Here is a 10,686-nt window from a genome sequence, read left to right as displayed (position 1 = left end):
CCGCCCGAGCTGGCCCGCGCCCATCCCTGGAACCGCCGTTCCGCCACCACGTCGCTCGCCGAGAACATCGACGGCATGCCCGAGGACGACGACCTCGACTACCCGGTCCTCAACCTCCTGCTGCTCCAGCGGTACGGACACGGCTTCCGCACCGCCGACGTGGCCCGGCTCTGGCTGGACGAACTCCCCGCGGGCCGCACCTTCACCGCCGAACGCATCGCCTTCCGCAACCTCCTCTCCGGGATCGAACCCCCGCACACCGCCCGCTACCACAACCCCTTCCGCGAGTGGATCGGCGCGGCCATCCGCGCCGACGTCCACGGCTGGACCCACCCCGGCGACCCGGGGGCCGCCGCCGAGGCCGCACACCGCGACGCCGTCCTCACCCACACCGCGAGCGGCGTCCACGGCGCGATGTTCATCGCCGCGGTCATCGCGGCGGCGGCCGGCGGCTCCCACGATGTGCACGGCGCGCTCGCCGCCGGACTGACCGTCGTCCCGCCCCGCTCACGGCTCGCCCACGCCGTGCGCTCCGGGATCGGACAGGCCCGCGCCGAGAGCGACTTCGACACCGTCGTGGACCGGCTCCACGCCGCCTACGGCCACCTCCACTGGGTCCATGTCCTCCCCAACGCCGCCCTGCTCGCCGCCGCCCTCACCCACGCCGACGGCGACTTCATCGGATCGATCTGCCGTGCCGTGTCCGGCGGCTGGGACACCGACTCCAACGGCGCGACCGCCGGATCGATCGCGGGCCTGCTCGCCGCCCGGCCCGACGCCCTCCCCGACCGCTGGACCACCCCCCTCAAGAACCGGCTCACCACCTCCATCGCCGATTTCAACGGCATCGGCTTCGACTCCCTCGCCCGGCTCACCCGGCTGGCGGCGGCACGCCCATGACCGGCATCGTCGTGCTCGGCAGCGCCCATATGGGCCTCGTGGCCCACGCCCCCCGGGCTCCCGGACGGGGAGAGACCGTCACCGGGCGGGAGTTCCGCACGGTCCCCGGGGGCAGGGGCGTCAACCAGGCCGTCGCCGCCGCCCGCGCGGGCGGCGAGGTCGCCCTGATCGGCGCGGTCGGATCGGACGACTTCGGCGTCCTGCTGCGGCGGACCCTCACCGCCTCCGGAGTCGACACCGATCTGCTGCGCACGGCGGAAGGCCCCTCCGGCACGGCCCATACCGTCGTGGACGACGACGGGGAGAGCGCGATCGTCGTCGTCCCCGGCGCGAACGCCGCCGTCACCTCCCTCGCCCCCGGCGACGAGATCCTGATCGCCGCCGCCGACACCCTGCTGCTCCAGCTCGAACTCCCCCTCTCCGCCGTGCTCGACGGCGCCGGAGCCGCACGCCGCCACGGCGTGCGGACCGTCCTCACCCCGGCCCCCGCCCAGCCGCTTCCCCCCGGACTCCTCGCCGCCACCGATCTGCTGGTGCCCAATGCCCATGAGGCCGCGGCCCTCGCGGGCACCGCCGACCCCCGTACGGCAGCCGAGACGCTGCTGTGCCAGGTGCCCGAGGTGGTGATCACCCTGGGCTCGGCGGGCAGCCTCTACGCGGCCCGGGGCCGCCCGCCCCTCCCGGTGCCCGCCCCCCGGGTGACCGCCGTGGACGCCACCGCGGCCGGAGACGTCTTCACCGGCGCCCTCGCCGTCGCCCTCGGCGAGGGACAGCCCATGGAGCGGGCGCTCCACTGGGCCACTGCCGCCGCCGCCCTGTGCGTCCAGCGCCCGGGGTCCTCCCCGTCCATGCCCTACCGTCCGGAGATCGACAGCGCCTCATGACACCCACCGCGCACACCCCCCTTCAACACCTCCGCGTCCTCGATCTGGCCACCCTCTTCGCGGGACCGCTCGCCGCCACCATGCTCGGCGACTTCGGCGCCGAGGTCATCAAGGTCGAGCACCCCGACCGCCCCGACCCGTCCCGGGGTCACGGCCCCACGAAGGACGGCATCGGCCTGTGGTGGAAGCTGCTCGGCCGCAACAAACGCGCCATCACCCTCGATCTCTCCGCCCCCGGCGGCCGGGACACCCTTCTCGCGCTCGCCGCCACCGCCGATGTGGTCATCGAGAACTTCCGCCCCGGCACCCTGGAGAAGTGGGGCCTGGGCTGGGCGGAGCTGAGCCGCGCCAACCCCCGTCTGGTGCTCGCCCGGGTCACCGGCTTCGGCCAGTTCGGCCCCTATGCGCACCGCCCCGGCTTCGGCACCCTCGCCGAGGCCATGAGCGGATTCGCCGCCCTCACCGGCGAACCCGGCGGCCCGCCGACACTCCCCCCTTTCGGACTCGCCGACTCGATCGCCGCCCTCGCCACGTCCTACGCGGTGCTGACCGCGCTGGCCGCCCGCGCCGTCACCGGCCGCGGCCAGGTCGTGGACATGGCGATCATCGAGCCGATCCTCACCGTGCTGGGCCCGCAGCCGCTCTGGTACGACCAGCTCGGCTATGTACAGCCACGCACCGGCAACCGCTCCCGCAACAACGCCCCCCGCAACACCTATCGCACCGCCGACGGCGCATGGGTGGCCGTCTCCACCTCGGCGCAGTCCATCGCGGAACGGGTGCTGCGGCTGGTCGGCCGGCCCGAGCTGATCGACGAGCCCTGGTTCGCCACCGGGACCGGACGCGCCGAGCACGCCGATGAACTGGACGAGGCGGTCGGCGGCTGGATCGCCCGCCGGACCCGCGCCGAGGCCCTGGCCGCCTTCGAGAAGGCCGAGGCGGCGATCGCCCCCGTCTACGACATCCGCGATGTGCTGGACGATCCGCAGTACCGGGCGCTGGACACCGTCACCGAGGTCCCCGACCCCGAACTCGGCACGATCCGTATGCAGAACGTCCTCTTCCGGCTCTCCGAGACCCCCGGCGCCATCCGCTGGGCGGGCCGCCCGCACGGCGCCGACACCGATGAGGTCCTCACCGAACTCGGCCTGACCGCCGCCGACATCGCCGGACTCCGCGCCCAGGGGGCCCTGTGACCGCCGCTCCCCTCACCTATCTCTACGCCCCCGGGGACCGCCCCGAGGTCGTCGCGAAGGCGCTCTCCTCCCGCGCCGACGCCGTGATCATCGATCTTGAGGACGCGGTCTCCCCCGACCGCAGGACATACGCCCTGGCCGCGACCGCCGAACTCCTCACGGCCCCCCAGCCCCTGCCGGTCCATGTACGCATCAACTCCCCCCAGGACATCGAGACGCTGACCGGACTTCCCGGCCTCTGCGCCCTACGTGTTCCCAAGGTCGCACACGCCACTGACATTCACCGGGTCGCGGACCTCGCCCCCGGCGTCCCGCTCCATCCGCTGCTGGAGTCCGCGCTCGCCATCGAGCACGCGTACGAGATCGCCACCGCCCACCCCGCCGTGCGCGGGATCTCCCTCGGCGAGGCGGACCTCCGCGCCGACCTCGGCGTACGGGACGGCTCATCGCTGGACTGGCCCCGTATCCGCGTCGTCATCGCCGCCCGGGCCGCCGGACTCGCGCCTCCGCCCCAGTCCGTCTTCCCCGACATCCGCGACCTGGACGCCCTCTCCGCCTCCTGCGCCCACGGCCGCGCCCTGGGCTTCCTGGGGCGGGCGGCCATCCATCCGCGCCAGCTCCCGGTCATCGAGCGGGCCTACCGGCCCACCCCCGAGGAGATCGAGGCGGCGGAGCAGATCGTCAAGGCAGCCGCCGCCGACGACGGCGCGCTCGCCCTCCCGGACGGCCGCTTCGTGGACGCGGCGATCGTGGCCGCGGCCCAGCGCACCCTCGCCATCGCCGACCGGGAGGCCCCACTCCGACCACCGGACGCCCGCGCACGATGACCGGGCCGGGTATGGCGGGAGGCCGCCGGAAACCCTGTGGTCCCCGGCGGCCTCCCGCCATGCCTTTGTGGATCGGGAGCCCGGCTCCCGCCCCTGTCCGGAGCGGCTCCCGGGCCCCGTCCGTCAGCCCTTTCCGGCCTTCCCGGCGTCCGGCACCGATTCCGCGGAGCCCTCCGGCTTCTTCGCGGAGTCCGGCTTCCCGGAATCCGAGGCACCGGAGGAACCGGAAGCGTCCGACGCGCCGAGGGCGTCCGAGGCACTGGAAGCGTCCGACGCACCGGGGGTGCCCGAACCGTCCGACACGCCCGCGCCAGGCCGCTCCGGCTCCACGATCTCCTCGCGCCCCGGCCGCAGTCGCGCCGAGATCACGATGTACGCCACCGCCAGCACGAACACCACGATCGAGGTCCACACATTGAGCCGGATCCCCAGCACCTCATGCGCCTGGTCCACCCGCAGATACTCGATCCAGCCACGGCCCGCGCAGTACCCGGCGACATACAGGGCGAACGCCCGGCCATGCCCCAGCTTGAAGCGGCGGTCGGCCCAGATCACCAGCAGTGCGACACCGACGCACCAGAGCGACTCGTACAGAAACGTCGGGTGGTAGAGCCCGGCCTCGCGGTTCGGCCCCTCGCTGATCTCCAGCGCCCACGGCAGATCGGTCGGCTTGCCGTACAGCTCCTGGTTGAACCAGTTGCCCCAGCGGCCGATCGCCTGGGCGAAGGCGATCCCCGGTGCGAGGGCGTCGGCCCAGGCGGGCAGCGGGATGCCCCGGCGACGGCAGCCGATCCAGGCGCCGACCGCGCCGAGTGAGATGGCGCCCCAGATACCGAGGCCGCCCTGCCAGATCTTGAACGCGTCGACCCAGTTCTCACCCTCGCTGAAGTACAGCTGATAGTCGGTGATCACGTGGTACAGCCGGCCGCCGACGAGGCCGAAGGGCACTGCCCAGACGGCGATGTCGGCCACGGTGCCGGCCTTGCCGCCCCGGGCGATCCAGCGTTTGTTGCCGTACCAGACGGCGACGAAGACACCGATGATGATGCAGAGGGCATAGCCGCGCAGCGGCAGCGGTCCGAGATGGATGGCACCACTCGACGGGCTGGGAATATAGGCAAGTTCCATGGCAGGACCGACGCTACCCTGCCGCACGGCGAACCGGGCAACCCACCTGGACAACGTATGGATAACGGGCCCGGTTCCCGCCCGCAGGCCCGCCCGGGACGGCGGGCCGCTCCGACGGCCGGGAACCCTCCCCGCTCAGGAACCCGCCCCGCTCAGGAACCCGCCTGACCCGGGACCGTCGCCTGACCCGGGACCCGCGCGGCGGCCGGGGTTCCGCCCGCCGCAGGAGACGACGCAGGAGAGGACGCGGGGGACGCCGCAGGAGACGACGCAGGGGGCGACGGCGAGGAGACCGGTGGCGCGGGGCTCCGGGTGCCCGGCTGCTTGCCCTTGTTCGCCTCGGCCACCCACTTCTTCAGGTTGGGGACCGAGATCTGCTCCCCGGCCTTGTCCGGGAAGATCGACTCACCGTTGAGCAGTACGGTCGGGGTCCCCCGGAAACCGCCGGTCGTGAACACCTTGTTGGACTCGGCGACCCAGGAGTCGTGCTTGCCGTCCTCCACACAGCTGCGGAAGGCGGGGGTGTCCAGCCCGTCGACCTTCCCCGCCAGCTCGATCAGCCGGCTGTTCTTCCCGAAGGCGTCGTCGGTCTCCGGCGGCTGGTTCTGGAAGAGCACATCGTGGTACGGCGAGAACTTGCCGATGTCCTGGGCGCAGGCAGCCGCGTTGGCGGCGCGCAGGGAGCCGCTGCCGCCCATGTTCCCGTCGATGATGGTGGCGAGGTTGTACTCGACGCGCAGCTCGCCCGATTTCTCCAGGTCATGGATGGTGTCCCGGAAGACGTTCTCGAACTGGGCGCAGACCGGGCAGCGGAAGTCCTCCCACACCGTGAGCGTGGAGGGGGCGTCGCTCGCGCCGACCGGGATGGCCGTCCGCTCCTTGCCCACCGCGCCCGCGGGGGCCAGCGCCGGACTGGCCTCGGAGCCGCTCTTCTTCTCGTTCCCCGCGTTGGCCGCGATCACCCCGACCACGGCGGCCAGGCCGAGGACGGCCACCACCGCGGCGGAGACGATCAGCACCCGCCGCCGTCTCTCCCGGGCCTTCTCCCGCTCGCGTTCCCGCTGGAGCCGCTCGCGCGCGGTCCCTTTCCGTTCCTGACTGTTGTCGCTCACATCCCGCAAACGAACCGGGGAGGCACGTACGTGCCTCCCCGGTCCCAGATCCACCCGTACGAGCGATGTCGTACGAGAGGCTTGTGCTACGCGCTGACGCGCCCCCGGCGTACGCCGTCGGCCAGCTCGCGCGTCAGCTCCCCGAGCGCCTCCAGCCCCGCGGCGGCGTCCGGGGCGTCCAGCAGACGCTTGACGAACGCGGAGCCGACGATCACCCCGTCCGCGAACGCGGCGACCTCGGCGGCCTGCTCGGCGTTGGAGACGCCAAGGCCCACGCAGACCGGCAGCTCGGTGGTGGCGCGGGTCCGCTCGACCAGGTCCTGGGCCTGTGCGCCCACCGACGCCCGGGTGCCGGTGACGCCCATCAGCGAGGCCGCGTACAGAAAGCCGGAACCGGCTTCGGCGATGGTGGCGATCCGGGCGTCCTTGCTGCTCGGCGCCACGACGAAGACCGTGGCCAGAGCGTGCTTCCCGGCGTGCTCCCGCCACACCGCGGACTCCTCGACCGGCAGATCGGGCAGGATGCAGCCCGCGCCCCCGGCCTCGGCCAGCTCGGCGGTGAACCGCTCGACGCCGTAGCGGTCGATCGGGTTCCAGTACGTCATCACCAGCACCGGCTTACCGGTGGCGGCATGGGCCTCGCGGACCGTGCGCATCACATCGGCGATCTTGACGCCGCCGCGCAGGGCGATGTCGTCGGCGGTCTGGATGACCGGGCCGTCCAGAACGGGATCGCTGTGCGGCAGCCCCACCTCGACGACGTCGGCGCCCGCGTCCAGTACGGCCTTGACGGCCTCGATGCCGCCCTCGACGGTCGGGAACCCGGCCGGGAGATAGGCGATGAGGGCCGCCCGGCCCTCCGCCTTCGCGCGCGCGAGCGTGTCGCTGAGCAGTGCGATGTTGCCGCTCACTTGGCGTCCTCCCCGTCGTAGAGCCCGAAGTACCGGGCGGCGGTGTCCATGTCCTTGTCCCCGCGGCCGGAGAGGTTGATGATGATCAGCCCGTCCCCGCCCAGCTCCCGGCCGACGTCCAGGGCTCCGGCGACCGCGTGCGCGGACTCGATCGCGGGGATGATCCCCTCGGTGCGGGAGAGCAGCCGCAGCGCCGACATCGCCTCGTCGTCGGTGATCGCGCGGTACTCGCCGCGGCCGATGTCCTTGAGATACGCGTGTTCGGGGCCGATGCCCGGGTAGTCGAGCCCGGCGGAGATCGAGTACGGCTCGGTGATCTGGCCTTCCTCGTCCTGGAGGACATAGGACCGCGAGCCGTGCAGAATGCCCGGCTCGCCCATGGTCAGGGTCGCCGCGTGCTCACCGGTCTCGATGCCGTGGCCCGCCGGTTCGCAGCCGATGAGCCGGACGGAGGTGTCCGGAATGAAGGCGTGGAAGAGCCCGATGGCGTTGGAGCCGCCGCCGACGCAGGCGACCGCCGCGTCCGGGAGCCGGCCGGCCCGCTCCAGGATCTGGCGGCGGGCCTCCACCCCGATGACCCGGTGGAAGTCGCGCACCATGGCCGGGAAGGGGTGCGGGCCCGCGACCGTGCCGAAGAGATAGTGGGTGTGGTCGACATTGGCGACCCAGTCGCGGAACGCCTCGTTGATGGCGTCCTTCAGGGTCCGGCTGCCCGAGGTCACCGGGATGACCTCGGCGCCGAGCATCCGCATCCGGGCGACGTTCAGCGCCTGGCGCCGGGTGTCGATCTCGCCCATGTAGATGGTGCAGTCCAGGCCGAAGAGGGCGCAGGCGGTCGCGGTGGCGACGCCGTGCTGACCCGCTCCGGTCTCGGCGATGACCCGGGTCTTGCCCATCCGCCGGGTGAGCAGGGCCTGGCCCAGCACGTTGTTGATCTTGTGGGAGCCGGTGTGGTTCAGATCCTCGCGCTTGAGGAAGATCCGCGCGCCGCCCGCGTGCTCGGCGAACCGGGGCACCTCGGTCAGGGCGCTCGGGCGGCCCGTGTAGTTGACCAGCAGATCGTTGAGCTCGGCGGCGAAGGCCGGGTCGGCCTTGGCCTTGTCGTACTCGACGGCGACCTCGTCGACCGCGGCGACGAGCGCCTCGGGGATGAACTTGCCCCCGAAGTCGCCGAAGTAGCCCGTGGCGCCGGGGACCTTGCCGTCCGGATCCGGGATGAAGAAGTCAGAAGACATCCGACGTACTCCTCAGAAGGGGCTCCACGCCCCTGAAGTCTGAATGTGCAGAGGACACCTGGGCGCACCCTCCGGCCCGGCGTACGGCGGCACACCGGCACCCGCCGCGAAGGCGGGGTCCGGCATGCGAACGCGCCGGTCCGGACCGGACGCGGCGGCCTCGGGCCGGGGCGGCGGGCGGTCAGCGCCGTACGGGCGACGGAACCAGGTCCGTCTGCCCCGCGGGGGCGGAGAGCCGCTCGGCCGTCCCGGGCGGGACCGGCGTCAGCGGTGCGCGGAGGCGGCCCGCCATCGCATGCCGTTGACCTGGCCCGGCTCCGAGCCGATCACATAGCGGACCCTGCGGCCGTGCACCCGCCGCGCCGGCGCGCGACAGCCACGGGGACGGCAGCCGCGCGCGAGGCGGGCGTACGCGTCACCGGGGGCCGGTCGCGGTCGGCGGGGAAGGGCGGTGGGCACGGCGGCGGTCAGCTCCGCCCGTGGCGGAGCGCGGGGTGGGCCCCGGCGGCGACCAGATCGGCGACCGCGGCCTTGGGGTCACGGCCGGTGACCAGGGATTCCCCGACGAGCACCGCGTCCGCGCCCGCGTTGGCGTAGGCGATCAGGTCGTGCGGGCCGCGCACCCCGGACTCGGCGATCTTGACGATATGCGCCGGGATGTCGTCCGCGATCCGGTCGAAGGTGGAGCGGTCCACCTGGAGCGTCTTCAGATTGCGCGCGTTGACTCCGATGATCTTCGCGCCGGCTTCCACCGCGCGCTCGATCTCCTCTTCGTCGTGCACCTCGACCAGCGGGGTGAGCCCGATGGACTCGGCCCGCTCGATCAGCGAGACCAGGGCCTCCTGCTCCAGGGCCGCCACGATCAGCAGCACCAGATCGGCGCCGTACGCACGGGCCTCCCAGAGCTGGTACGCGGTGACGATGAAGTCCTTGCGGAGCACGGGGATGTCGACCCGGGCCCGGACGGCCTCCAGGTCCGCGAGCGAGCCGCCGAAGCGGCGCTGCTCGGTCAGGACGGAGATGACGGCCGCGCCGCCCGCCTCGTAGTCCGCGGCGAGCCCGGCCGGGTCCGCGATCGCGGCGAGCGCGCCCTTGGACGGGCTGGAGCGCTTCACCTCGCAGATCACCTGGACGCCCTCGCCGCGCAGTGCGGCGACGCCGTCCTTGGCCGCTGGAGCCTTGGCCGCGCGCTCCTTGAGCTCGTCGAGGCTGACGCGCGCCTGCCGTTCCGCGAGGTCGGCGCGTACGCCTTCGATGATCTCGTCGAGCACACTCACCCGAGCGGCCCCCTTCCGGAACGTTGGTGTTAAGGATCAGCCATGTCGATGGTATCCGCAGCGGGGCCCGGGCTCCGCATCCGGTGGACAGCCGTCCCACGTGCTGGGACTCCACGCGGCTCAGCTGCGGCGCTTCAGGGGGCCAGGGCCGAGCCGAAGGGAAGATTCCGCACCACGCTGAAGATCAGCACGGCCCCGCCGAGCGACCACCACCAGACCGGCGCGAGCGTGATCCGCAGCGGCCGGTCCCGTACCGCGAGAACCGGCCAGGCCGCCCAGACCACGGCGAGGACGACATAGCCGGTGACGGCGACGGCGTTGGCGCCGAGGGCGGTGGCCAGATCGCCGTTGACGAAGGCGTGGGCGCTGCGCAGTCCGCCGCAGCCGGGGCAGTAGACGCCGGTGAGGCTGAGCAGCGGGCAGACGGGGTAGTGGCCGGGTTCATTGGGGTCGACCGCGCCGACGTACGCGAAGGCCGAGGCCGTCCCGGCGGCGACGGCCAGCGGTGCGGCGAGCCGGCGGGCCAGCGGGGCGGGCCCGGGCGGCCGGCCGCGGGCGGCTGGTGAGGTCATGGCGTCCACCCCGTGATTGTCTCCATGGACACGGAAAGGCGCAGCCCGGCGGTGCCGGTCCGCGCCTTGTGTCGTGCGAGTGCCGGTCCGGGCCGATGGACGGCCGCGGGCCCGGCGGTGGTCAGACGGCGGTGGCCTTCGCCCGGTCCAGGGCGGCCTGGGTGGCCTTGCGGTGGGCCTCGACCTCGGCCGCGGACTCCTTGGGCTTGCCGAGCCCGGCGCCCTTCATCACCATGCCGACGCCTCCGCCGACGAAGACGATCACGATGCCGCCCCAGAAGCCGAGGGGGTTGGCGGCGACCATGAACACGCCTGAGACGCAGAAGCCGATGAAGGCGATGACGACACCGGTCCAGGCGGCCGGGGTGTGTCCGTGGGCGGAGGCCGACATGAGTTGCTCCTCGTTGCTGATGTCTGTGGCGGGCTCGGCGCGGATGCTCCGGGGGGAGCCCGGGGTACGGGCGGTGAGCCGCTGCCCTGGGGTGAGCCGCGGGCTCGGGTGACATTGTCCCGTACGCGGGCCGACGGCACGCGCCCGGGGGCCGGACCGGCGCGGTCGCGCGCGGTGCACGGGGTCCGCCGGTGGGGTCCTCACCTCGGTGTACGGGGTCAGCCGGGCGGATCGCGGGTGGTGTACGGGGTCA

Annotated in this window: 12 protein-coding genes; 4 read left to right on the top strand and 8 right to left on the bottom strand. The window is 73.1% G+C overall.

Annotated features, from left to right (window positions below; all coding sequences use genetic code 11):
• The 4 genes from FF041_RS08755 to FF041_RS08740 form a co-directional block, all read left to right on the top strand.
• The coding region (locus FF041_RS08755) for an ADP-ribosylglycohydrolase family protein (RefSeq protein ID WP_194291966.1) at window positions 1-900 on the top strand (900 nt) is incomplete at its 5' end.
• The gene (locus FF041_RS08750; protein WP_153521746.1) at window positions 897-1,784 is read left to right on the top strand and encodes a ribokinase; all 888 of its coding nucleotides are present in this window, start codon (window positions 897-899) and stop codon (window positions 1,782-1,784) included. The genes FF041_RS08755 and FF041_RS08750, both read left to right, overlap by 4 nt.
• Window positions 1,781-2,980, top strand: coding sequence for a CaiB/BaiF CoA transferase family protein (locus tag FF041_RS08745; RefSeq protein ID WP_153521744.1), 1,200 nt, complete (start codon window positions 1,781-1,783; stop codon window positions 2,978-2,980). Before FF041_RS08750 ends, FF041_RS08745 begins: the two co-directional genes overlap by 4 nt.
• Complete coding sequence (locus tag FF041_RS08740) at window positions 2,977-3,807, top strand: HpcH/HpaI aldolase/citrate lyase family protein (protein WP_323391471.1); 831 nt, start codon at window positions 2,977-2,979, stop codon at window positions 3,805-3,807. The genes FF041_RS08745 and FF041_RS08740 overlap by 4 nt, the downstream gene beginning before the upstream one ends.
• 123 nt (window positions 3,808-3,930) lie before the next feature.
• Here the strand turns inward: FF041_RS08740 and lgt are convergent, their stop codons facing one another.
• The 8 genes from lgt to FF041_RS08700 all read right to left on the bottom strand — a co-directional run bounded on the left by lgt (window position 3,931) and on the right by FF041_RS08700 (window position 10,433).
• Complete coding sequence (gene lgt / locus FF041_RS08735) at window positions 3,931-4,935, bottom strand: prolipoprotein diacylglyceryl transferase (protein ID WP_153521742.1); 1,005 nt, start codon at window positions 4,933-4,935, stop codon at window positions 3,931-3,933.
• Window positions 4,936-5,087: 152 nt separating this feature from the next.
• Window positions 5,088-6,047: a DsbA family protein gene (locus FF041_RS08730; protein ID WP_323391470.1), complete on the bottom strand. Its 960-nt coding sequence runs from the start codon at window positions 6,045-6,047 to the stop codon at window positions 5,088-5,090.
• Between the two features lie 86 nt (window positions 6,048-6,133).
• Window positions 6,134-6,958: a tryptophan synthase subunit alpha gene (gene trpA / locus FF041_RS08725; RefSeq protein WP_323391469.1), complete on the bottom strand. Its 825-nt coding sequence runs from the start codon at window positions 6,956-6,958 to the stop codon at window positions 6,134-6,136.
• The gene (gene trpB, locus FF041_RS08720; protein ID WP_153521738.1) at window positions 6,955-8,193 is read right to left on the bottom strand and encodes a tryptophan synthase subunit beta; all 1,239 of its coding nucleotides are present in this window, start codon (window positions 8,191-8,193) and stop codon (window positions 6,955-6,957) included. Before trpB ends, trpA begins: the two co-directional genes overlap by 4 nt.
• 264 nt (window positions 8,194-8,457) lie before the next feature.
• Window positions 8,458-8,664: a tryptophan biosynthesis modulator TrpM gene (trpM, locus tag FF041_RS40295; protein WP_153521768.1), complete on the bottom strand. Its 207-nt coding sequence runs from the start codon at window positions 8,662-8,664 to the stop codon at window positions 8,458-8,460.
• A complete protein-coding gene (gene trpC, locus FF041_RS08710; RefSeq protein ID WP_323391468.1) occupies window positions 8,661-9,470 on the bottom strand; it encodes an indole-3-glycerol phosphate synthase TrpC in 810 nt (269 codons plus the stop codon). The genes trpM and trpC overlap by 4 nt, the downstream gene beginning before the upstream one ends.
• A 134-nt stretch (window positions 9,471-9,604) precedes the next feature.
• Complete coding sequence (locus FF041_RS08705; RefSeq protein WP_153521736.1) at window positions 9,605-10,042, bottom strand: DUF2752 domain-containing protein; 438 nt, start codon at window positions 10,040-10,042, stop codon at window positions 9,605-9,607.
• A gap of 121 nt (window positions 10,043-10,163) precedes the next feature.
• Window positions 10,164-10,433 (bottom strand): HGxxPAAW family protein, encoded by a 270-nt coding sequence (locus tag FF041_RS08700; protein ID WP_153481228.1) that lies wholly within the window; start codon window positions 10,431-10,433, stop codon window positions 10,164-10,166.
• Between the last annotated feature and the right edge of the window lie 253 nt (window positions 10,434-10,686).

Source organism: Streptomyces jumonjinensis, from assembly GCF_009600885.1.
Classification (GTDB): domain Bacteria; phylum Actinomycetota; class Actinomycetes; order Streptomycetales; family Streptomycetaceae; genus Streptomyces; species Streptomyces jumonjinensis.
This window is presented reverse-complemented; position numbering and strand designations above follow the sequence as displayed.

Coding starts and splice junctions, on each gene's coding strand:
- FF041_RS08750 (WP_153521746.1), top strand. CDS start 897: ATGACCGGCATCGTCGTGCTCGGCAGCGCCCATATGGGCCTCGTGGCC.
- FF041_RS08745 (WP_153521744.1), top strand. CDS start 1,781: ATGACACCCACCGCGCACACCCCCCTTCAACACCTCCGCGTCCTCGAT.
- lgt (WP_153521742.1), bottom strand. CDS start 4,935: ATGGAACTTGCCTATATTCCCAGCCCGTCGAGTGGTGCCATCCATCTC.
- trpB (WP_153521738.1), bottom strand. CDS start 8,193: ATGTCTTCTGACTTCTTCATCCCGGATCCGGACGGCAAGGTCCCCGGC.
- FF041_RS08705 (WP_153521736.1), bottom strand. CDS start 10,042: ATGACCTCACCAGCCGCCCGCGGCCGGCCGCCCGGGCCCGCCCCGCTG.
- FF041_RS08700 (WP_153481228.1), bottom strand. CDS start 10,433: ATGTCGGCCTCCGCCCACGGACACACCCCGGCCGCCTGGACCGGTGTC.